This is a genomic window from Sphingomonas sp. GW821-FHT04B01 (assembly GCF_059420425.1).
In genome coordinates this window covers 255,753-276,526 of record NZ_JBWKTR010000001.1, presented here as the reverse complement: position 1 = coordinate 276,526, position 20,774 = coordinate 255,753, and the positions used below count along the sequence as shown (strand labels likewise).

At 66.6% G+C, this 20,774-nt stretch carries 20 protein-coding genes; 13 read left to right on the top strand and 7 right to left on the bottom strand.

What is annotated here, in order from left to right; all coding sequences use genetic code 11:
* The first annotated feature begins 11 nt into the window (after positions 1 to 11).
* A complete protein-coding gene (locus tag AC07UH_RS01420) occupies positions 12 to 1,295 on the top strand; it encodes a glycosyltransferase (RefSeq protein WP_495179583.1) in 1,284 nt (427 codons plus the stop codon).
* Here AC07UH_RS01420 and AC07UH_RS01415 read toward each other — a convergent pair.
* Both AC07UH_RS01415 and AC07UH_RS01410 read right to left on the bottom strand, forming a co-directional pair.
* Positions 1,258 to 2,511: an NAD(P)/FAD-dependent oxidoreductase gene (locus AC07UH_RS01415; protein ID WP_495179584.1), complete on the bottom strand. Its 1,254-nt coding sequence runs from the start codon at positions 2,509 to 2,511 to the stop codon at positions 1,258 to 1,260. The genes AC07UH_RS01420 and AC07UH_RS01415 overlap by 38 nt on opposite strands.
* A 165-nt stretch (positions 2,512 to 2,676) precedes the next feature.
* Positions 2,677 to 4,083 carry a helix-turn-helix domain-containing protein gene (locus AC07UH_RS01410; RefSeq protein WP_495179585.1) on the bottom strand — a complete coding sequence of 469 codons (1,407 nt, stop codon included), beginning with the start codon at positions 4,081 to 4,083 and terminating at the stop codon, positions 2,677 to 2,679.
* A gap of 95 nt (positions 4,084 to 4,178) precedes the next feature.
* Here AC07UH_RS01410 and AC07UH_RS01405 point away from each other — a divergent pair, with 95 nt between their 5' ends.
* From AC07UH_RS01405 to AC07UH_RS01375, 7 genes are all read left to right on the top strand, one after another.
* Positions 4,179 to 5,705, top strand: coding sequence for an acyl-CoA carboxylase subunit beta (locus AC07UH_RS01405; RefSeq protein ID WP_038664446.1), 1,527 nt, complete (start codon positions 4,179 to 4,181; stop codon positions 5,703 to 5,705).
* Between the two features lie 44 nt (positions 5,706 to 5,749).
* Entirely contained in the window at positions 5,750 to 6,040 is a 291-nt protein-coding gene (locus AC07UH_RS01400) for a hypothetical protein (protein WP_495179586.1), read from the top strand.
* On the top strand, positions 6,037 to 6,249 hold the full coding sequence (locus AC07UH_RS01395) for a hypothetical protein (protein ID WP_038664452.1): 213 nt from the start codon (positions 6,037 to 6,039) through the stop codon (positions 6,247 to 6,249). The genes AC07UH_RS01400 and AC07UH_RS01395 overlap by 4 nt, the downstream gene beginning before the upstream one ends.
* Complete coding sequence (gene mce / locus AC07UH_RS01390; protein ID WP_495179587.1) at positions 6,246 to 6,677, top strand: methylmalonyl-CoA epimerase; 432 nt, start codon at positions 6,246 to 6,248, stop codon at positions 6,675 to 6,677. Before AC07UH_RS01395 ends, mce begins: the two co-directional genes overlap by 4 nt.
* Before the next feature lie 37 nt (positions 6,678 to 6,714).
* Positions 6,715 to 8,946: a methylmalonyl-CoA mutase gene (gene scpA / locus AC07UH_RS01385; protein ID WP_495179805.1), complete on the top strand. Its 2,232-nt coding sequence runs from the start codon at positions 6,715 to 6,717 to the stop codon at positions 8,944 to 8,946.
* Positions 8,943 to 9,932: a biotin synthase BioB gene (gene bioB, locus AC07UH_RS01380; protein ID WP_495179588.1), complete on the top strand. Its 990-nt coding sequence runs from the start codon at positions 8,943 to 8,945 to the stop codon at positions 9,930 to 9,932. Before scpA ends, bioB begins: the two co-directional genes overlap by 4 nt.
* Positions 9,933 to 10,025: 93 nt before the next feature.
* The gene (locus AC07UH_RS01375; protein ID WP_495179589.1) at positions 10,026 to 12,023 is read left to right on the top strand and encodes an ATP-binding protein; all 1,998 of its coding nucleotides are present in this window, start codon (positions 10,026 to 10,028) and stop codon (positions 12,021 to 12,023) included.
* Between the two features lie 106 nt (positions 12,024 to 12,129).
* Here the strand turns inward: AC07UH_RS01375 and AC07UH_RS01370 are convergent, their stop codons facing one another.
* Genes AC07UH_RS01370 through AC07UH_RS01360 form a run of 3 tightly spaced genes read right to left on the bottom strand, consistent with a single transcriptional unit; the run spans position 12,130 to position 13,816 of the window.
* Positions 12,130 to 12,303: a Trm112 family protein gene (locus AC07UH_RS01370; protein ID WP_081974448.1), complete on the bottom strand. Its 174-nt coding sequence runs from the start codon at positions 12,301 to 12,303 to the stop codon at positions 12,130 to 12,132.
* The gene (locus AC07UH_RS01365; protein ID WP_038664463.1) at positions 12,300 to 12,926 is read right to left on the bottom strand and encodes an LON peptidase substrate-binding domain-containing protein; all 627 of its coding nucleotides are present in this window, start codon (positions 12,924 to 12,926) and stop codon (positions 12,300 to 12,302) included. Before AC07UH_RS01365 ends, AC07UH_RS01370 begins: the two co-directional genes overlap by 4 nt.
* Positions 12,923 to 13,816 (bottom strand): tetratricopeptide repeat protein, encoded by an 894-nt coding sequence (locus AC07UH_RS01360; protein ID WP_495179806.1) that lies wholly within the window; start codon positions 13,814 to 13,816, stop codon positions 12,923 to 12,925. Before AC07UH_RS01360 ends, AC07UH_RS01365 begins: the two co-directional genes overlap by 4 nt.
* A 381-nt stretch (positions 13,817 to 14,197) precedes the next feature.
* On the opposite strand from AC07UH_RS01360, the gene AC07UH_RS01355 reads away from it, so the two are divergent.
* Positions 14,198 to 15,487, top strand: a complete 1,290-nt coding sequence (locus AC07UH_RS01355) for a pentapeptide repeat-containing protein (protein ID WP_495179590.1) — start codon at positions 14,198 to 14,200, stop codon at positions 15,485 to 15,487.
* 23 nt (positions 15,488 to 15,510) lie between these two features.
* Positions 15,511 to 16,047 (top strand): hypothetical protein, encoded by a 537-nt coding sequence (locus tag AC07UH_RS01350; RefSeq protein WP_495179591.1) that lies wholly within the window; start codon positions 15,511 to 15,513, stop codon positions 16,045 to 16,047.
* A 34-nt stretch (positions 16,048 to 16,081) separates the two neighbouring features.
* Here the strand turns inward: AC07UH_RS01350 and AC07UH_RS01345 are convergent, their stop codons facing one another.
* Positions 16,082 to 18,184, bottom strand: a complete 2,103-nt coding sequence (locus AC07UH_RS01345) for a RelA/SpoT family protein (protein ID WP_038667481.1) — start codon at positions 18,182 to 18,184, stop codon at positions 16,082 to 16,084.
* Between the two features lie 153 nt (positions 18,185 to 18,337).
* Between AC07UH_RS01345 and AC07UH_RS01340 the strand changes: the two genes are divergently transcribed.
* The 3 genes from AC07UH_RS01340 to AC07UH_RS01330 are packed head-to-tail and all read left to right on the top strand — an operon-like array spanning position 18,338 to position 20,388.
* Positions 18,338 to 18,823, top strand: coding sequence for a winged helix-turn-helix transcriptional regulator (locus AC07UH_RS01340; protein ID WP_495179592.1), 486 nt, complete (start codon positions 18,338 to 18,340; stop codon positions 18,821 to 18,823).
* A 43-nt stretch (positions 18,824 to 18,866) separates the two neighbouring features.
* The gene (locus tag AC07UH_RS01335; protein WP_495179593.1) at positions 18,867 to 19,448 is read left to right on the top strand and encodes an LOG family protein; all 582 of its coding nucleotides are present in this window, start codon (positions 18,867 to 18,869) and stop codon (positions 19,446 to 19,448) included.
* Positions 19,438 to 20,388 (top strand): phytoene/squalene synthase family protein, encoded by a 951-nt coding sequence (locus tag AC07UH_RS01330; RefSeq protein ID WP_495179807.1) that lies wholly within the window; start codon positions 19,438 to 19,440, stop codon positions 20,386 to 20,388. The genes AC07UH_RS01335 and AC07UH_RS01330 overlap by 11 nt, the downstream gene beginning before the upstream one ends.
* A gap of 115 nt (positions 20,389 to 20,503) precedes the next feature.
* On the opposite strand, the gene AC07UH_RS01325 is transcribed toward AC07UH_RS01330, so the two are convergent.
* Positions 20,504 to 20,734, bottom strand: coding sequence for a hypothetical protein (locus AC07UH_RS01325; RefSeq protein ID WP_495179594.1), 231 nt, complete (start codon positions 20,732 to 20,734; stop codon positions 20,504 to 20,506).
* Positions 20,735 to 20,774 lie beyond the last annotated feature (40 nt).

Here is a 20,774-nt window from a genome sequence, read left to right as displayed (position 1 = left end):
GAGCCGTGACGATGAAGGCGATCTTGGTGACGATCGGGTCGCTCGGCGATCTCCATCCTTTTATCGCGATCGGGCGGGCGCTGGCGGCGCGCGGGGTCGACGTGGTGCTGGCGGTGCCGGCCGATCATATCGACAAGGTCCGCGCGGCGGGGCTCGCCGCCGAGCCGATCCTGCCGAGCTTCGCGGCGATCTGCGCACGGCTCGGCATCGATACGGCAACCGCGACGCGGCGTGCCATCACGCAGCGCCGCTTCGTGCTCGAAACCGTGATCCTGCCCTCGCTCGCCGACAGCACCACCGCGCTCGACGCGCTGGCAGGCGGCGCCGATGTCATCGTCGGCTCGCTGTTCGCGCCGGCCGCCGGGATCGTCGCCGAAAAACGCGGGCTGCCGCTGGTCACGATCAACCTTCAGCCGATGGCGCTGTTCTCCGCTTGGGACCCGCCGCTCACTCCGGACGGCGCGCTGATGATCGATCGGCCCCGCGGACGGCTGGGGCGAGGATGGAATCGCGCACTGCTTGGAACGGTCCGTGCCACGGTGCGCGCGCGTTATGGCGGCGCGGTCGCGTCCGTGCGGCAGGCGCATGGCCTCGCGGCAGGCAAATTGGCACCGGTGTTCGATCCGATGCCTACGCAATGCGCGACGTTATGCTGCTATTCGCCGCTGCTCGCACCGGTACAGCCGGATGCGCCGCCGGGCTGCGAAGCGATCGGCTTTCCAATCTACGATCGCGGCGAAACTGCGCTCGATCCCGTCCTCGCGGCGTTTCTCGATCGCGGACCGGCGCCGATCGTCTTCACGTTGGGATCGTTCGTCGTCCATGCGCCGGGGCGCTTCTACGACGCCGCCGCCGCGGCCGCCCGGGCACTGGAGATGCGCGCGGTGCTGCTGACCGGCACGGCGGATACGCCCTCGGTGGACGGCGATCTGCTGCGGCTCGGCTATGCGCCGCATTCGCAGCTCTTCGGCCGTGCGGCGGCGGTCGTCCATCACGGCGGGATCGGCACGACCGGCCAGGCGATGCACGCCGGCGCGGCGCAACTGGTCCTGCCCTTCTTCGGCGATCAATTCGACAATGGCGCTCGGATCGCCCGGCTCGGTATCGGCCGGTCGCTACGCCCGGCGGCGTTCCATGGCGACGCAGCCAGCGGGGCGCTACGCGCGTTGCTCGACGATCGCACAATCGCTGCCCGCGCCGCCGCCATCGCTACGCAGCTCCGTGCCGAACGGCCGACCGAAACGGCCGCCGATCGGATCATTGCGGCGGCGTTGCGATGGCGATCATCTCCTTGAGCGGTACGGCCGTATCCGCCAGCTGCGCGGGGTCGATGGCCGCGCCGGCGAGAACCAGCGCGCGGCCTTGAACGTAATCGCGCGTCGCGTTGACGCAGTCGAGCGCGATCACCCGGCCCTCGCGCAGGTAGATCAGCGAGGCGCTGCGGCTGGCCATGTCGCCACGCACGACGATAGCGTCATAACCCGTCGACAGCCCCACCGTCTGCAGCCGCAAATCGTATTGGTTCGACCAGAACCATGGCACCGCATGATAGTCGACCGGCGTGCCGGCGATCGTTTTGGCGACCACCGTCGCCTGGTCGTTGGCATTCTGCACCGATTCGAGCCGGATACGCGCGCCGTCGGCGAAGGCGTTGGCGTGCGTCGCGCAATCGCCGATCGCGAACACGTCCGCCAGACTGGTGCGGCACTGTGCATCGACGTCGACGCCGTTGCCGCCCGCCGCCCCCGCGTCGAGCAACGGCTCGACGGCTGGGACGATGCCGATGCCGACGATCACCATCTCCGCCGGCACCGTCTCGCCGTCGGCGAGCGTGACGCCGCACGCCCGGCCATCCGCCTCCGCGATACAGGCGACGGTGACGCCGAGCCGCACGTCGACGCCATGCGCGCGATGCTCCGCCTCGTAGAAGCGCGACAAGGGTTCGCCGGCGACGCGTGCGAGGACGCGGGGCAGCGCTTCCAACACCGTGACCTGCTTGCCGAACTTCGCGAGCACCGCCGCCGCCTCCAGTCCGATATAGCCGCCGCCGATCACCGCGACGCGGTTGACGCCGGCCAGCTCGGCGATCATCCGGTCGACATCGGCGCGGGTGCGCACGCCATGGACGCCGGCGAGATCGTGACCCGAGCAGCTCAGCCGCCGAGGGCTGCCGCCGGTCGCCCAGATGAGCTGGCCGTAACCGATCGTCGCGCCGTCCCCGGTGGTGACGGTGTGCGCCTGCGGATCGACGCGCACGACGCGGCGGCCGAGCCGCATCACGACGTCGCGCTCGCCCCAGAAGGCGGGGGGGCGGATCAGGATGCGCTCGAACGGCTTATCGCCGGACAGATAATCCTTCGACAGCGGCGGGCGTTCATAGGGCGGTTCGGGCTCGTCGCCGATCATCGCGATGCTGCCGGCGAATTTGGCGGTGCGCAGCGCGATCGCCGCCTGCGCGCCGCCATGGCCGGCACCGACGATGACGACGTCGTAATGGGACTGCACGCTCATATCCTCCCGCATTGCCCTCTCCTGCCTTAGTCCCGGTGGCGGCGAAAGCCCGCTTGCCCTCCGTTCGGGTTGGGCCCGTCGAAGCCCGCCGCTCCTCAAACGCTACGTTTGCGGCAAGCAGCCGTTCGACAGGTTCGGGGCGAACGGTGTGAGTGGGTGCGCCGCTCAGTCGAAGCCATATGGCACGATCGAACGCCGGTCCGGGTCGACGAGCAACTCGCGTCCCGCCGGCGGGAAGGCGCGCTGGTCGCAATCGCGGCGCGGACAGATGCGGCAGGACGGGCCGATCGGCGTCGCGCTGTCCGCGCCGGCGAGGTCGAGGCCGTCGCCATAGATGAACGCGCCGGCATGTTCGACCTCGCAGCCGAGCACCACCGCATAGCGGCGGGCGACGCGGCGATAGCTCGACGTCGCCTTGACCAGCCCCTTGGCCATCGACACGTAGCGCGCGCCGTCGGGCATCTCGGCGACCTGGACGAGGATGCGGTCGGAGATCGCCACCGCCTCATGCGCCACCCACAGCGGGCAGGCGCCGCCATATTGCGCGAATTGCAGCCGCGTCGCCGAATGGCGCTTGGTGATGTTGCCCGCCATGTCGATGCGGCAGAAGAAGAACGGCACGCCGGGCAGCCCGGGCCGCTGCAGGGTCGACAGGCGGTGGCAGACCTGTTCGAAGCTCACCCCGAAACGCTGGCGCAGTGCATCGACGTCGTGGCGTCGCGCCCGCGCCTCGGCGCGGAAGCGCGCATAGGGCATCAGCAGCGCGCCCGCGCCGTAATTGGCGAGGCCGACGCGCAGCAGGTCGCGCGCCGCCTCCGAGCGCAGCGGCGCGTCGGCGACGATCCCCTCGATCAGCGCCGTCGCCTCGAGCCGGATGAGCTGGTGCGCGAGCTGGAAATGCCGCGTCTCGATCGGCTGCGCGCCGTCGATCGTCAGCGTCCCCGCCGCGGCGTCATAGGCGCGCATCGGCGCGGCGATGCCGTCGTCGATCACCCGCACGTCGTGTGCTGCCTGCAACCGGTCGACCAGCGCCCGCCCCGGCGGCAGATCGTCCGCCAGCCCCTCGGCGAAGCGATCGAGCGGGTCGATGTAATTGCCCATCCCCTGGAACCAGTCGCGCACCTCCTCCCACGGCAGCAGATGCGGCTGGCTCCCCTGTGCGTCGACGCGGTCGTCGAGCACGCGCAACTGTTCCTGCGAACGGCGCAGCGCGGCGTGCAGCGCGATCATCCGCCGCGCCACCAGCGGCTGCTGCTTGAGGCCGCGCAGCACGTCCGCTTCGTCGAGCAAGGAAGCCGGAACTGACGGATCGGTCCCGGCCTCGATCGCGCCGACCAGAGCGGCACTGTCGTCCTCGGGCGCGATCTCGACCCAGTCGAGCGGAAAGGCCCGCGCCAGAGCACCCAGCACGCTGCCGGTGATCGGCCGGTCGCCGCTTTCGATCTGCGACAGATAGCTGGTCGAGATGCCGATCCGCCGGCTGAGCGCGGTCTGGCTGAGCGACAGCCGCGCCCGCAGCGCGCGCACCTGATCGCCGGCGAAGATGCGTGCACGGGGCGGTTGCTGGACCATGTGCCCCCATAGTTTGCAAACAGGTCCGTTGCAATTTTGCAAAACCACAGTTGCGGCGGCAGGCTAGGATCGGGGAAGAAGAGGCAGGAGAGAGTATGTCATCGACGCAGACCGAACTCGACCGCCGCCGATCCGCCGCCAGAGCGGGCGGCGGCGAAAAGCGGGTCGCCGCGCAACATGCCAAGGGCAAGCTCACCGCCCGCGAACGGCTGGAGATCCTGCTCGACGAAGGATCGTTCGAAGAGATCGACATGTACGTCGAGCACAATTGCGTCGACTTCGGCATGGCGGACCAGGTGATCCCCGGCGACGGCGTCGTCACCGGATCGGGGACGATCAACGGCCGGCTCGTCTATGTCTTCAGCCAGGATTTCACCGTCTTCGGCGGCTCGCTGTCCGAACGCCACGCGCAGAAGATCTGTAAGGTGATGGACACCGCGCTCAAGGTCGGCGCGCCGGTGATCGGCCTCAACGATTCGGGCGGCGCGCGCATCCAGGAGGGTGTCGCCAGCCTCGGCGGCTATGCCGAGGTGTTCCAGCGCAACGTGCTCGCCAGCGGCGTGGTGCCGCAGCTCAGCCTCATCATGGGCCCGTGCGCGGGCGGCGCGGTCTATTCGCCGGCGATGACCGACTTCATCTTCATGGTGAAGGATTCGAGCTATATGTTCGTCACCGGCCCCGACGTGGTCAAGACGGTGACCAATGAGGTGGTGACGCAGGAGGCGTTGGGCGGCGCGGTGACGCATACCACCAAGACCTCGGTCGCCGACAACGCCTTCGAGAACGATATCGAGGCGCTGCTCGCCGCGCGCGACTTCATCGACTTCCTGCCCGCGTCGAACCGCGAGAGCGTTCCCGAACGCCCGACCGCCGATGCCTGGGACCGGCTGGAGCCGAGCCTCGACACTTTGGTGCCGGCCTCGGCCAATCAGCCCTACGACATGCACGAGCTGATCCGCAAAGTCGTCGACGAGGGCGACTTCTTCGAGACGCAGCCGGCGCATGCCGCCAATATCATCACCGGTTTCGGCCGGATCGAGGGGCGCACGGTCGGCTTCGTCGCCAACCAGCCGATGGTGCTCGCCGGCGTGCTCGACATCAACAGCTCGAAGAAGGCGGCGCGCTTCGTCCGCTTCTGCGACGCGTTCGATATCCCGATCGTCACCTTCGTCGACGTACCCGGCTTCCTGCCGGGCACCGCGCAGGAGCATAACGGCATCATCAAGCACGGCGCCAAATTGCTGTTCGCTTATGCCGAGGCGACCGTGCCGAAGATCACCGTCATCACGCGGAAAGCCTATGGCGGCGCATACGACGTGATGGCGTCGAAGCATCTGCGCGGCGACCTCAATTACGCCTGGCCGACCGCCGAGATCGCGGTGATGGGCGCGAAGGGTGCGGTCGAGATCATCTTCCGCGGCCGCACTCCCGAGGAGATCGCCGAGCGCACCGCCGAGTACGAGGCGCGCTTCGCCAACCCCTTCGTCGCGGCGAGCAAGGGCTTCATCGACGAGGTGATCCAGCCGCATTCCACCCGCCGCCGCATCGCGCTGGGCCTGCGCAAGCTGAAGGGCAAGGCGCTGGAGAACCCGTGGAAGAAGCACGACAACATCCCGTTGTGAGGCCATCTCCTGAACATTATAAGCATATGTGAAGGAGACGACTCATGCAGACCGAACGCGTGACCTTTCTCACCACCCCCGATCACAAGGCGGCGCTCGATGCGTTCGCGGCCAGCAACGGCAAGTCCGTCGGCCATGTCGTGCGCGAGGCGTCGGCGATCTATATCGCGCAAGCCGCGGTGGATGAAGACGAACAGCAGCTGGCGGCGCTGGTGCGTGAGGTAAACATGGCCGTTCCCCGGATGCGCGCCGACATCAAGGACGCGATCTCCAGCATCGACCATGCGAACGCCGTGGTCGATGCGGTTCTCGCCGGCGAAGGACCGAGGCCATGAGTTTCATCGGCGATACGATGAAGGCGCTTCGCAACGTCCTCCTGCTGCAAGAGGACGTACGCCAGCTCAAGGATATGGTCACCAGCCAGAGCGGGCGACTCGCGGCGCTGGCTGAAGCGCATGCCACGTTGCGCGAGCGCGTCAGCCGACTGGAAGGCGTGATCGAGGGCGCCGCGATGGCGACGCGGCAGCGGCGGATCGAGGAATGACCGACCACGCGCCGTTGGGCCGCCTCAACCATATTGGCGTCGCGACGCCATCGATCGCGCGGTCAGTCGAGACGTATCGCACCCTGCTCGGCGCGACCGCGATCGGCGAGCCGTTCGATCTGGCCGCGCAGGGGGTGAAAGTGTGCTTCATCGACACGCCCAATACGCAGATCGAGCTGATCGAGCCCTATGACGAGAGTTCGCCGATCGCCGGCTTCCTGCGCAGCAATCCTGCCGGCGGCCAGCATCACCTGTGTTTCGAGGTCGCCGACATCCACGCCGCGATCGCCGTCCTCACCGCAAAGGGCGCGCGCGTGCTCGGCGAACCGCGGATCGGCGCGCACGGCACGCCGATCGTCTTCGTCCATCCGAAGGACATGGGCGGCGTGCTGGTCGAACTGATGGAGACGCCGCTTGCCGGACATTGAGGTCAACACCGGCGAGGACAGCGGCGCCACCTCCGCTCTGCCCGCCGCACCCGAACCAACGCCGCAGCCGGGCCTCGCCGACTGGCAGGCCGCCGCCGCGAAGGAGGTGAAGGGCAAGGACCTCGTCTGGCAGACGCCCGAGGGCATCGCCGTCAAGCCGCTCTACACCGCCGCCGATGCGCCGGTCGATCCGGGCCTGCCCGGCTTCGCGCCCTTCACCCGCGGCGTGCGCGCGTCGATGTACGCCGGCCGGCCGTGGACCATCCGCCAATATGCCGGCTTCTCGACCGCCGAGGAATCGAACGCTTTCTACCGCCGCAATCTCGCCGCCGGGCAGAAGGGGCTGTCGGTCGCCTTCGATCTCGCGACGCATCGCGGCTATGATAGCGACCATCCGCGCGTCACCGGCGACGTCGGCAAGGCGGGCGTCGCGATCGACACCCTCGAGGACATGAAGATCCTGTTCGACGGCATCCCGCTCGACCAGATGAGCGTCAGCATGACGATGAACGGCGCGGTGATCCCGATCCTTGCCTTCTTCATCGTCGCCGGCGAAGAACAGGGCGTCGACCGCAAATTGCTCGACGGGACCATCCAGAACGACATCCTCAAGGAGTTCATGGTCCGCAACACCTATATCTACCCGCCCGAACCGAGCATGCGGATCATCAGCGACATCTTCGGCTATACCAGCCGCGAGATGCCCAAGTTCAACAGCATCTCGATCAGCGGCTATCACATGCAGGAGGCGGGGGCGACGCAGCTCCACGAGCTCGCCTTCACCATCGCCGACGGCATGGAATATGTGAAATACGGCGTGGCATCGGGCCTCGACATCGACAGGTTCGCCGGGCGATTGAGCTTCTTTTTTGCGATCGGCATGAATTTCTTCATGGAGATCGCCAAGCTGCGCGCCGCGCGCGTGCTGTGGCATCGCGCGATGACGCAGCTCGGCGCGCAGGACGAGCGCAGCAAGATGCTGCGCACGCATTGCCAGACGAGCGGCGTGTCGCTGACCGAGCAGGACCCGTACAACAACGTCATGCGCACGACGATCGAGGCGATGGCGGCGATGCTCGGCGGCACCCAGTCGTTGCACACCAACGCGCTCGACGAGGCGATCGCGCTGCCCACCGATTTCTCCGCGCGGATCGCGCGCAACACGCAGATCGTCATCCAGGAAGAGACGGGGATGACCAAGGTCGTCGATCCGCTCGGCGGCAGCTATTATGTCGAAAGCCTGACCCAGAGCCTCGTCGACGGCGCATGGGAGATCATCGAGCGGGTGCAGGCCGAGGGCGGCATGGCCAAGGCGGTCGCCGCCGGCTGGCCCAAGGCGATGATCGAGGAAGCCTCCGCCGCGCGCGCCGCACGCGTCGACCGCGGCGAGGACGTGATCGTCGGCGTCAACAAATACCGCAAGGATGGCGAGGACCCGATCGACATCCTCGACGTCGACAATGTCGCGGTACGCGAGGCACAGATCCGCCGCATCGAACGCGTCAAGGCGAGCCGCGACGAGGCGGCATGCCGCGCGGCACTCGACGCGCTGCGCGAGGCGGCACGTATGCCGCCGGCCGTTCGCCCTGAGCCTGTCGAAGGGCAGGCGCAGGGGCTTCGACAGGCTCAGCCCGAACGGGACTGGGAACAGAGCAATCTGCTCGCACGAGCGGTGGATTGCGCCCGCGCCCGCGCGACGCTCGGCGAGATCAGCAGCGCGATGGAGGACGTGTTCGGCCGCTTCGGCACGCAGCCGACCCCGGTCAAGGGCATCTACGGCGGCGCCTATGCCGACGATGCGCGCTGGCTGCGGCTCGAGGACGGCGTCGCCGCCACCGAACGGCGGCTGGGGCGCAAACCGCGGATGCTCGTCGCCAAGATGGGGCAGGACGGCCACGATCGCGGTGCCAATCTGGTCAGCAGCATGTTCGGCGATCTCGGCTTCGACATCGTGCCCGGGCCGCTGTTCCAGACGCCCAAGGAAGCCGCGACGCTCGCGGTGGAGAAGGACGTCGACGTCGTCGGCGCCTCCAGCCTCGCCGCCGGCCACAAGACGCTGATCCCCGAGTTGATCAGCCATCTGCGCGAGGCCGGCCGCGCCGATATCAAGGTGATCGCCGGCGGCGTCATTCCGGCGCAGGATTATCAGGGCTTACGCGATGCCGGCGTGCAGGCGATCTTCGGCCCCGGCACCAATCTCATCACCGCCGCCGAGGATGTGCTACGGCTGCTCGGTCACAATATGCCGCCACAGGATTCCGCAGAATGACCCGTACCGACTGGACCCGCGCCGAGATCGCCGCGCTGTTCGACCTGCCGTTCGACGAACTGATGTATCAGGCGCAGACCGTCCACCGCACGCATCACGCGCCGTCGGAGGTGCAGCTTTGCACGCTCCTGTCGATCAAGACCGGCGGCTGCCCGGAGGATTGCGGCTATTGCTCGCAATCCGCCTCGTCGGACAGCGGGCTGAAGGCGGCGAAGCTGATGCAGGTCGACGCGGTGCTCGCCGATGCGGCGGCCGCCAAGGCGGCCGGGTCGCAGCGCTTCTGCATGGGCGCGGCGTGGCGCAATCCCAAGCCGCGCGACATGCCGGCGATCGTCGCGATGGTCGAGGGCGTGCGCGCTATGGGGATGGAGACGTGCATGACGCTCGGCATGCTCGAGCCGGAACAGGCGCAGCAGCTCGCCGCCGCCGGGCTCGACTATTACAACCACAATATCGACACCTCGCCCGAAAATTACGGCAACGTCATCACGACGCGCACCTTCCAGGACCGGCTCGACACGCTCGAGAACGTGCGGCAGGCAGGGATCAACGTCTGCTGCGGCGGCATCGTCGGCATGGGCGAGACGCGGGGTGATCGCGTCGGCTTCGTCCACGCGCTCGCCACCCTGCCGCGTCATCCCGAAAGCGTGCCGGTCAATGCGCTGGTGCCGGTCAAGGGCACGCCGCTCGGCGACATGCTGGCGGACACGCCGATGGCCCGGATCGACGAGATCGAGTTCGTCCGCACCGTCGCGGTGGCGCGGATCACGATGCCGCTGTCGATGGTGCGCCTGTCCGCCGGTCGCGAATCGATGTCGGAGTCGACGCAGGCACTGTGCTTCATGGCCGGCGCCAATTCGATCTTCACCGGCGACAAATTGCTCACCACCGGCAACGCCGGCGACAGCGTTGACGCGGCGTTGTTCGCCAAGCTCGGCCTGACGCCGATGGAAAGCGCCGAGCCGATGCGGGTGGCGGCCGAATAGCCCGCGGGGGAGGGTCTGCCCTCCCCCCGAAAACCATCAAACCCGCAGGCGGACCGGCCCCCGGCCGGCTGCCAAGCGGGAGGAGAGTTGAGGATGTTCAAGAAAATCCTGGTCGCCAATCGCGGCGAGATTGCCTGCCGCGTCATGCGCACCGCCAAGCGGATGGGGATCGCCACCGTCGCGGTCTATTCGGATGCCGATGCGCGCAGTCCCCATGTGCTGATGGCGGACGAGGCGGTGCGGCTGGGGCCGGCACCCGCCGCCGAAAGCTATCTCAAGGCCGAGCTGATCCTGCTCGCCGCGCGCGAGACCGGCGCCGATTGCATCCATCCCGGCTATGGCTTCCTCTCTGAACGCGAGAGTTTCGCGCGCGCCTGTGCCGAGGCGGGGATCGCCTTCGTCGGGCCGCCGCCCAATGCGATCGCGGCGATGGGCGACAAGATCGAATCGAAGAAGCTCGCCAAGGCGGCGGGGGTCAATGTCGTCCCCGGCTTCCTCGGCGAGATCGCCGATACCGACGAGGCGGTGCGGATCGCCGCCGACATCGGCTATCCGGTGATGATGAAGGCCTCGGCCGGCGGCGGCGGCAAGGGCATGCGGCTGGCGTATAGCGAGCAGGACGTGCGCGAAGGCTTCGAGGCGACCAAGCGCGAAGGGCTGGCGAGCTTCGGCGACGATCGCGTCTTCATCGAGAAGTTCATCGAATCGCCGCGCCACATCGAGATTCAGGTGCTTGGCGACCAGCACGGCACTATCCTCTACCTCAACGAGCGCGAATGCTCGATCCAGCGCCGCCACCAGAAGGTGGTCGAGGAGGCGCCCTCGCCCTTCGTCACGCCGGCGATGCGCAAGGCGATGGGCGAACAGGCGGTCGCGCTCGCCCGCGCGGTCGGCTATTACAGCGCCGGTACGGTCGAGCTGATCGTCTCGGGCGCGGACACCACCGGCCAGGGCTTCTACTTCCTCGAGATGAACACCCGGCTGCAGGTCGAGCATCCGGTGACCGAGGAGATCACCGGGCTCGACCTCGTCGAACAGATGATCCGCGTCGCCGCCGGCGAGCCGCTGACCATCACGCAGGATGAGGTCGGCATCACCGGCTGGTCGATCGAGAATCGCGTCTATGCCGAGGACCCCTATCGCGGCTTCCTGCCGAGCATCGGGCGGCTGGTGCGCTACAATCCGCCCCAGCCCGGCGAGGAGCAGGACGCACGCATCCGCGTCGACGATGGCGTCGTCGAGGGCGGCGAGGTCAGCATGTTCTACGATCCGATGATCGCCAAGCTGATCACCTGGGCGCCGACGCGCGAGGCGGCTATCGATGCGCAGATCGCCGCGCTCGACGCGTTCGAGATCGAGGGGCCGGGGACCAACATCGATTTCCTCTCGGCGCTGATGCAGCATCCGCGCTTCCGCTCGGGCGCGATCACCACCGGCTTCATCGCCGAGGAATATCCCGACGGCTTCCACGGCGCCCCCGCCGACGGCGAGCTCACCCGCACGCTCGCCGCGGTCGCCGCCTTCGCCGCGACCGCGCAGGCGGATCGCGCGCGGCGGATCGACGGCCAGCTCGGCCGCCGCCTGCCGCCGCCCGCGGCCTGGACGGTGCGGATCGACGGCACGGACCATGACGTCACGGTCTCGACCGACGGCATCGGCGTCGACGGCGAACCGCTCGACATCGCGCTCGAATATACGCCGGGCGACCGGATGGTCGAGGCGGAGATCGGCGAGGACGTGCATCTCACTGTCCGCATCGCGCCGGTGCGCAGCGGCTTCCGCCTGACGACGCGCGGCGCCAGCCATGTCGCGCGGGTATTGCCCGCGCATGCCGCGCCCTTTGCCCGGCATCTGATCGAGAAGGTGCCGCCCGACCTGTCGCGCTTCCTGATCGCGCCGATGCCGGGGCTGCTCGTCCGGCTCGACGTCGGTGCCGGCGACGCGGTCGAGGCGGGGCAACCGCTCGCGGTGGTCGAGGCGATGAAGATGGAGAACATCCTGCGCGCCGAGAAATCGGGCCGGGTGAAGAGCGTGTCCGCCGCGACCGGCGACAGCCTCGCGGTCGATCAGGTGATCCTGGAGATGGAGTGAGCCCGGCATAGCGTTCGTGCCGAGCCTGTCGAAGCACGGGGTGCCGGTTCGCGCAGCCCTTCGACAGGCTCGGGACGAACGGGGAGGGATTTGGACCGTCTCCGGATCAGATCCGCCGCGCTTCCTCTTCCAGCATCACCGGCACGCCGTCGCGGATCGGATAGGCGAGCCCCGCCGCCTCCGACACCAGTTCCTGCGCGGCCGCGTCGTAGCGCAGCGGCTGGCGGGTCACCGGGCAGACCAAACGTTCGAGCAGCCAGGGATCGATCGACGCGGTCATTGCAGCGTCACCCGATCCTCGCCGTCGTGGCGGCCGAAGAATTGCATCAGCTGGATGATCAGCTCGGCGCGCGTCTCGATGTCGGGCGCTTCGAGCAGTGCCTGTTTGGCGGCGGTATCGAACGGCGCGATCTGCGCGATGCCGTTGACCAGGCTCTCGTCGTCGAGCCGGCCGACCGCCTCCCAATCGACGCTATAGCCCTGCGCGTCGGCGAAGCGGCGCGATTCCAGCTCGAGCGACGACCGCCGTCCCAGCGAGAGCGTGTCGTCCTCGACCGCGGGCAGCAGCTCCGCCTCGACCTGACGGAACGGCGTCGTCACGTCGAGCTCGCGCAGCACGCGGAACAGCGCGACGCCCTCCAGCACCAGATTGTAGCGGCCGTCGTCGAGCGCCTCGACCTCGGCGATCTTGCCGACGCAGCCAATGTCGTACAGCGCGTCGTGGCCGCCGGTGCCGTGCATCGGCTGGATCATGCCGATCCGCTGGTCGCGCACCATCGCGTCGCCGATCATCGCGCGATAGCGCGGTTCGAAGATGTGCAGCGGCAGGTGCATCCCGGGGAACAGCAACGCCCCCGGCAGCGGGAAGATCGACAGGCGCCCGAGGACGGTCGGCGAGGTCATCCGAACAGGATCGCGGACAGGCGGCGGCGCTGCGCCGAGACCCAGGGGTCCTCCAGACCGACGACCTCGAACAGCTTGAGCAATTGCTGGCGGGCGGCCCCCTCGTTCCAGCCACGGTCGGCGGCGACGATATGGAGCAGATTGTCCGCGGCGGCGTCGCGGTCGCCCGCCGCCATCTGGGCGTTGGCGAGCGCGAAGCGGCGTTCGTGATCGTCGGGGTTGGCCGCGACCTCGGCGGCGAGGCCGGCGAAATCCTCGACCGGCGGCGCGCTCTGCGCCAGCGCGAGCGCCGCCTTGGCGCGATCGATGCCGGCGTCCCTGACGTCGGCGGGCAGCGCGTCGATCGCCGCCTGCGCCTCGTCGGTCAGCCCCGCCGCGACGAGCGCGCGGATGCGGCCCGACAGCACGGCGGGATTGTCCGGCGCCATCTCGACCAGTTGATCGAAGATCGACACGGCACGCTCGGCATCGCCGCTCGCCAGCACCTCCTCGCCCATCGCGATCAGCGGTTCGATCTCGGCGGCGGCCTCGTCGCCCGGCGCGGCAATCGGCAATTGCTTGAGCAACTGGTCGAGGATCACGCGCAATGCCGATTCGGTGCGCGCGCTGGTCAGATCGGCGACGAGCTGGCCCTGGAACATCGCATAGACGGTCGGGATCGACTTGATCTGGAATTGCGCGGCGATGAACTGGTTCTTGTCGGTATCGATCTTGGCGAGCACCACGCCCTTGTCAACATAGGCGGCGGCGACCTTCTCCAGCGTCGGCCCCAGCGCCTTGCACGGCCCGCACCATTCCGCCCAGAAATCGATGATGACGAGGGAGGTCATCGACGGTTCGACGACGTCGCGGCGGAAATCCTCGATCGCCTGCTTTTCCGCGGGCGCCATTCCTAGCGTGGCCAAGTCATGCTCCTTCGTATTCGGTAGCCGCCCATGTGGGGCAGCGGCGCGCCCGCGCCAAGGTGTTAAGCGACCTCTACCCGAACGCGCCCGCGGTTACACCCGTGCGACCGCCGCGCCGCCGGACGCCATCGGCTGGACGGGTTTGCTTGCGGTCGCGCAGATGAAAGCCCTCTTCCATTTGTTACATTCGCAAAAACCTGATTTCATCGCAGAATCCGGTGGAGGCCGACACTATTGTCCGTGCCGGCAATAGAAAAAGAATCCCAGTCTTCGGGTCGTTTGCAATGGAGTCCTTCTCCGGGCGCGGTCGGCATCTTATCCGTCGTCTATAATGATACGTGATGCGATGCGTGAAGGGATCAGACGATGATCATCAGCAACAGTGCAACGACGACGCCGGTGCAATCCGGCGAGGCTTCGAAGCCGAACAGCACTTCCCCGACCGATACGACCAGGACCCCGGTGGCCGATGTCAAACCCGGTACGCCGGGGATCAAGCGCCTCTCGAGCGACGCCGCAACCGTGGTGCTGACCGAACAGGGCAAGGACAGAACCAGTCCGGCTCCTGCAAAGGCGCCGCCGCCCCCGCCGAAGCTCGATCTGCACGGTCAGGATCTGCGCACGGCCGATCTGACCAAGCTCGATCTGCGCGGCGCCGATCTCACCGGGGCAGATTTCACCGGCAAGAACCTGTCGGGCATCGATCTCAGTGGCGCGACGCTGACCGGCGCGAAATTCGACGGCGCCACGTTCAGCCACACCAATCTCCACGGCGTTACCGCCACCGGCGCCAGCTTCACCAAGGCGAGCCTCGACGAGACCGATCTCGATAACGGCAATTTCACCGAAGCGAAGTTCACCGGCGCGACGTTCGGTGCGAACTTCCAGCTCCCGCCGACTGACGTTCAAACCTTCGAGAAATGCTACATTATCAAGGGCGTCAATCTGACGAAGGCGGACTTTTCCGGGACGAACTTCACCCATGAGATGTTCATCGATCAGTTCACCGCGGACGACGCGTCCTTTGCCCAAGCCAGCAGCAGTGCCAGGGTTGGATTGATCACATTTACGAAAGGTAGTCTTAAGCGCGCGAACTTCGAAGGGATAAAAGCCGGCTTGGACATCGGCGGTGTAGACGCATCAAACGCCGACTTCAGTCATATTAACGGCGGAGGTGCTCGCTTTGGCGTTTGCAACGTGGATGGCGCAACATTCCACGATAGTGACACTAAGCTCTGGTTCGACCGTATGGACATCCGGAATGCGGATCTATCGACGAAAGATAAAAGCCTCAGGAAATCGTCGTTCGTAGATTGCAATATGAGCGGCATGGATTTCTCCGGATACGATTTTTCCGGTGCAAATTTCCTCAGTTATGGCCCCACTAGCGAAGGACTGTATGGAAAAGCATCGTCGATCGATACTGGAGAGTTGGTTACTGGTACCAACTTCCGCGGCGCAAAATTCACCGATGCCTATTTTTCCAACATGCAGATGACAAAATCTCTGATAGATTCCGGAGGCTTTCAGGGCGCGGCCGTAACGAACAATATCGGTTATGTCATCCATATCGAAACCGAAAAGTACGACGTAGCGATGCTATTTCGCAATATCTGGCCACAATACAAGAGAAGACTTGCGGAAATGGGGAGGTAAGTTCGTCAACGAGGAGAAATTATATGAAGCTGTCAAGAAAGATGACATTATGGGCTTCCGTTGCGCTGGCCGCGACATGCACGCCAACGATGGCCAGCAGCAAGGGTCGCTATGTGAACGGCATCTGGCAACTCTCCGATACGACAATCTCAGGGACGTTTTATAATCATACTCCTTTCGATGTAACTTTCTCTAACGTCCACTGGACCGGCCGTTATGGCACTGCGAACAGCAACGGGACAATTACCGATCGGATTGGAGGAACTGTAGCATCAGGTAATACGAAGCCTAGCTTCCATCGGATGGGTGATCTGGATATCGGAGAACGATATACAGAATTATCGTTTGATGCTACTTTCACAAGGCCAGACGGTTCAACCGGCACTTGCTATTTTTGGTATGCTTTCAAGACGGATACCGAGCAACTTTCGGGCTCGGCTCAATCTCCAGGAGGAAGCGATAAAAATCGCCTTCCCCAATGCAAAATCAACATCAACGACTTCGATATTGCGGCTTTCAAGGTAACGTTCGATATGACCGAGGATGTCCGTTCGCATTAGCCTCATCCGGGTGGCACGCCGACCACGTGCCACCCTACACCCGCTCGACCGAATTGACCGCATCCGCCGCGCGTAGCGCCGCGATCAGCCGCATCAATTGGTGGATGTCGTGGACCTCGACGTCGATGACGTTGGTGTGGAACATTGAATCGCGCGTATCGAGCCGCAGCGCGATGATGTTCGCCCGATGCGCGCCGATGATCGTCGAGACGATGCCGAGCGCGCCGGGCTCGTTCTTCACCTGCACCGCGATCCGCGCCACCGCGCCGTCACTCTTGTCGCCCCAGTCGACGTCGACCCAGTCGGTCTCGTCCGTCCCGCGCTCGGCGAGTTCGGCGAGCACCGGACAGTCGATCGCATGGACCTCGATCCCCGCATCGGGGCGGCGCAGCCCGACGATCCGGTCGCCCGGCACCGGATGGCAGCATTCGGCGAGGTCGAAGGCGACCCCCGGGGTTAGGCCCTTGATCGAGATCGCGGTCGATTGCGGCGCCAGCAATCCGACGTCGGCGCCCGCCGAGCCCGGCATCAGCGCCTCCATCACCGCATGGTCGGAGATCGTCCGCCGCGCGATCGCGGTCATCAGCGCCGCCTCGTCGCCGAGGTTGAGCCGCGAAAGCGCATGGTCGAGCGCATCGCCGCCGAGCTGCGCGGGCAGGCGGCGGACGATATCGTCGTACAGCTTGCGGCCCAGTGCGATCAGCTCGTCGCGCTCGCGGTTGCGCAGATGGCGGCGGATGCCGGCCAGCGCCTTGCCGGTGATCGCGAAATTGAGCCAGCCGGGCTGCGGCACCTGCCCCTTGGAGCGCAGCACCTGCACCTGATCGCCATTCTCGATCACCGTCGACAGCGGCACGACGCGGCCGTTGATCTTGGCGCCGACCGCCTGGTCGCCGAGATCGGTATGGACCGCATAGGCAAAATCGATCGGCGTCGCGCCCTTGGGCAGCTGGATCAGCTCGCCCTTCGGGGTGAAGGCGAAGATGCGATCCTGATACATCGCCATGCGGGTATGTTCGAGCAGCTCCTCGGGGCTGCCCGCGGTGTCGAGGATCTCGACGAGGTCGGCGATCCAGCTATGCTGGCTGTCGGCACGGACCTTCTTTTCCTTATACGCCCAATGCGCGGCGAGGCCGAATTCGGCCTCGGCATGCATGTCGGCGGTGCGGATCTGGATCTCGATGCGCGCATTGTCGGCATGGATCACGCTGGTGTGCAGCGAGCGATAGCCGTTGCGCTTGGGCGTCGAGATATAATCCTTGAACCGCCCCGGCACCATCGGCCAGCGACGGTGGATGATGCCGAGCGTGCGGTAGCAATCCTCGACCGTCGGCACGATAGCGCGGAACGCCATCACGTCGGACAATTGCTCGAAGCTGATGTGGCGCTCGCTCATCTTGCGCCAGATCGAATAGGGGTGTTTCTCGCGCCCGGTCACCTCGGCCTCGACGCCGGCGCGGCCCAGCAGCAGTTTCAGGCCCGAGGCGATCTTGGCGATCCGGTCGCCGCCGCCGGTCTTGAGCTGCTCCAGCCGCTTGCTGATCGACTCATAGGCTTCCGGCTCGAGCTGTTCGAAGGCGAGCGTCTGCATCTCCTTCATGAACTCGTACATCCCGATCCGCTCGGCGAGCGGCGCGTAGATGTCCATCGTCTCCTTCGCGATCCGCCGCCGCTTCTCGGGCTTGGCGATGTGATGGAGCGTGCGCATGTTGTGCAGCCGGTCGGCGAGCTTGACCAGCAGCACGCGAATGTCGTCCGACATGGCGAGCAGGAACTTGCGCAGATTCTCGGCGGCGCGCTCGTTCTCGGTCTGCGCCTCGATCTTGCTCAATTTGGTGACGCCGTCGACCAGCCGCGCGACGTTGCCGCCGAACAGCCGGGTGATCTCCTCGGGCGTCGCGACGGTATCCTCGATCGTGTCGTGGAGGATCGCGGTGGCGATCGTCTCGTCGTCGAGCCTCAGGTCGGTGAGGATGCCCGCCACCTCGATCGGATGGCTGAAATAGGGATCGCCGCTCGCCCGCTTCTGCGAGCCATGCGCCTGCATCGAAAAGACATAGGCGCGATTGAGCAGCGCCTCGTCCGCCTCCGGGTCATAGTCGAGCACGCGGTCGACCAGTTCATATTGCCGTAGCACGCGCACCACATGGGGTAGGGTCGTACCGCTTTGCAACATATTGTTGCGACCTTGCGGAGGAATTCGACAGGGTGACGGCATGCGCGGACGACGCACACGCCGGCGTCGCGATCCGCGCCGATATCGGCTAGATAGCCGGTCTGGGAGAGGATCATGATGGCGACACCGGCTCAGCCGCCCAAATTGCGCGAGATGCTGCGCGGATGCAGCCTGCCCGCGGCGCTGGAGGCGATGGGGGAACGCTGGTCGTTCCTGATCCTGCGCGCCGCGTTCAACGGCCTGCATCATTTCGAGGCGTTCCAGGCGGAGCTCGGCATCGCCCGCAACATCCTGTCGAACCGGCTTGCGCGGCTGGTCGATCACGGCATCCTGCAGCGCGAGCCGCTGCCCAAGGACCGCCGCAAGATCCGCTATACGCTGACCGAAAAGGGCCATGCGCTGCTGCCGACGATGGTCGCGCTGCGGCAATGGGGCGAGCGGTGGGAGCTCGGCGAGCCCGCCTTTCCGGTGCTCGTCGACACGCGCGACCGGCGGCCGATCGCGCCGGTGGCGGTCCATGCGGAGGACGGCCGGGTGCTCGGCCAGGGCGATCTGATCTGGGCGTTGCCCGAAGACGTGCGGGCGGCGGCGGCGGAATGACGACGGCTTGTTCCCGCCCGCGTGCTGGCGTAGCGGCAGGCGTATGAAACGCCTCGCTATCTATTGCGGCTCGGCCACGCCGGCCGACCCCGTCTACATCGACTCCGCGCGCGCGATCGGCCGGACGCTCGCCGAGCGCGGCATCGGAATCGTCTATGGCGGCGGCCGGCTCGGGCTGATGGGCGCGGTCGCCGATGGCGCGCTGGCGGCGGGCGGCGAGGTGATCGGCGTGATCCCGCAGGCTTTGGTCGATGCCGAGGTCGCGCATCGCGGCCTCACCGAGCTGCACGTCGTCGCCGGCATGCATGCGCGCAAGGCGGCGTTCACCGATCTCGCCGACGGTTTCGTCACCATCCCCGGCGGCACCGGCACGATGGACGAATTGTGGGAGGCGCTGAGCTGGGCGCAGCTCGGCTATCACGCCGATCCGGTCGGGCTACTCAACGTCGCGGGCTATTACGATCACCTGATCGCTTTCTGGGAGAAATCGGCGGACGTCGGCTTCCTGCGGCCGCAGCATCGCGACCTGCTGATCGTCGACGACACGCTCGACGGCCTGCTGACCAAGATGGCCGCGCACGTGCCGACGCAGCCGATCGTGCGGATGAAGACATCTGACCTCTAGCGCCGGTCCGACGCGCGACGCGATCGTCGCCACCGCGCACGAATCGATCGCGCGCGGCTCGAAGAGCTTCGCCGCGGCGAGCCTGTTGTTCGACCGCGCGACGCGCGAGCGCACGTGGCTGCTCTACGCCTGGTGCCGCGCCTGCGACGATATCGCCGACGGGCAGGATCACGGCCACACCATGTCGGTGGTCGAGGACGCACCCGAGCGCGTCGCGGCGATGGCGGCGCTGACCGACGCGGCGCTGGCCGGGCAAGTGATCGGTGTGCCGGCGTTTGACGCGCTGCGCATCGTCGCCGCCGAGACGCGGCTGCCGGCGCGGTTCGCGCACGACCTGATCGAGGGATTCCGGCTCGACGGCGCGGGGTGGCGGCCGAAGACCGAGGATGACCTGCTGACCTATTGCTATCATGTCGCCGGTGTCGTCGGCTGCATGATGGCGATCATTATGGGGGTGGCACCCGACGACGAGGCGGTGCTCGACCGCGCCTGCGACCTCGGGCTGGCGTTCCAGCTTGCCAATATCGCGCGCGATCTCGACGAGGATGCGCAGGCGGGGCGCTGTTATCTGCCAACCGACTGGCTCGACGAGATGGGCATTCCGCCCGGTGCCGTGATGGCGGCCGAGCATCGGCCGGCGTTGGCGATCCTCGCGCGGCGGCTGACCGACCGCGCCGCGCAGTTCGAGGCGAGCGCGCGGATGGGGACGCGGGCGCAGTCGTTCCGTTCGGCCTGGGCGGTGCTGGCAGCGGCGCAGATCTATGGCGCGATCGGCCGCAAGGTCGCGGTGCGTGGCGAGCATGCGTGGGACGCGCGGGTGACGACGTCCAAGGGGGAGAAACTGCGCTTCATCGCACGTGCGGCGGTGGAAGCGCGGGGGCGGACGACGCTGGTCAACATGCCGCGCGATCCGGGATTGTGGCGGCGGCCGATCCGATAACGTGAGACCAAAACCAGCCGTTCGTGCTGAGCTTGTCGAAGCACCGGGAGTCTCACGCCCTTCGACAGGCTCAGGGCAAACGGGGTTTCGAGTCCCGGCATTACCCAGATGAGCGTTACGACCGCTTCGTCTTGCTTTCGGCCTTCGCCACCTGCGCGCCTTGTGTCCGGCACGCCGCGCCGATCATCGGATAGGGGACGTCGGTGTTGCGTGCGAGCTGGTCGGGCAGCGCCGCACGGCATTGCGCCATCGAGCTATAATGCGTCGGCACGATCCGCGCCTCGGTGCACTGGACGTTGCCGTCCGCGCAGCCCATGATCGCCATGACGTAGAACAACGGTTCCATGATCGCCTCGCTTCCACGGGGTAAAATCCGTGGCGGGCGC

Coding starts and splice junctions, on each gene's coding strand:
- AC07UH_RS01420 (WP_495179583.1), top strand. CDS start 12: ATGAAGGCGATCTTGGTGACGATCGGGTCGCTCGGCGATCTCCATCCT.
- AC07UH_RS01415 (WP_495179584.1), bottom strand. CDS start 2,511: ATGAGCGTGCAGTCCCATTACGACGTCGTCATCGTCGGTGCCGGCCAT.
- AC07UH_RS01410 (WP_495179585.1), bottom strand. CDS start 4,083: ATGGTCCAGCAACCGCCCCGTGCACGCATCTTCGCCGGCGATCAGGTG.
- AC07UH_RS01405 (WP_038664446.1), top strand. CDS start 4,179: ATGTCATCGACGCAGACCGAACTCGACCGCCGCCGATCCGCCGCCAGA.
- AC07UH_RS01400 (WP_495179586.1), top strand. CDS start 5,750: ATGCAGACCGAACGCGTGACCTTTCTCACCACCCCCGATCACAAGGCG.
- AC07UH_RS01395 (WP_038664452.1), top strand. CDS start 6,037: ATGAGTTTCATCGGCGATACGATGAAGGCGCTTCGCAACGTCCTCCTG.
- mce (WP_495179587.1), top strand. CDS start 6,246: ATGACCGACCACGCGCCGTTGGGCCGCCTCAACCATATTGGCGTCGCG.
- bioB (WP_495179588.1), top strand. CDS start 8,943: ATGACCCGTACCGACTGGACCCGCGCCGAGATCGCCGCGCTGTTCGAC.
- AC07UH_RS01375 (WP_495179589.1), top strand. CDS start 10,026: ATGTTCAAGAAAATCCTGGTCGCCAATCGCGGCGAGATTGCCTGCCGC.
- AC07UH_RS01370 (WP_081974448.1), bottom strand. CDS start 12,303: ATGACCGCGTCGATCGATCCCTGGCTGCTCGAACGTTTGGTCTGCCCG.
- AC07UH_RS01365 (WP_038664463.1), bottom strand. CDS start 12,926: ATGACCTCGCCGACCGTCCTCGGGCGCCTGTCGATCTTCCCGCTGCCG.
- AC07UH_RS01360 (WP_495179806.1), bottom strand. CDS start 13,816: ATGGCGCCCGCGGAAAAGCAGGCGATCGAGGATTTCCGCCGCGACGTC.
- AC07UH_RS01355 (WP_495179590.1), top strand. CDS start 14,198: ATGATCATCAGCAACAGTGCAACGACGACGCCGGTGCAATCCGGCGAG.
- AC07UH_RS01350 (WP_495179591.1), top strand. CDS start 15,511: ATGAAGCTGTCAAGAAAGATGACATTATGGGCTTCCGTTGCGCTGGCC.
- AC07UH_RS01340 (WP_495179592.1), top strand. CDS start 18,338: ATGATGGCGACACCGGCTCAGCCGCCCAAATTGCGCGAGATGCTGCGC.
- AC07UH_RS01335 (WP_495179593.1), top strand. CDS start 18,867: ATGAAACGCCTCGCTATCTATTGCGGCTCGGCCACGCCGGCCGACCCC.
- AC07UH_RS01325 (WP_495179594.1), bottom strand. CDS start 20,734: ATGGAACCGTTGTTCTACGTCATGGCGATCATGGGCTGCGCGGACGGC.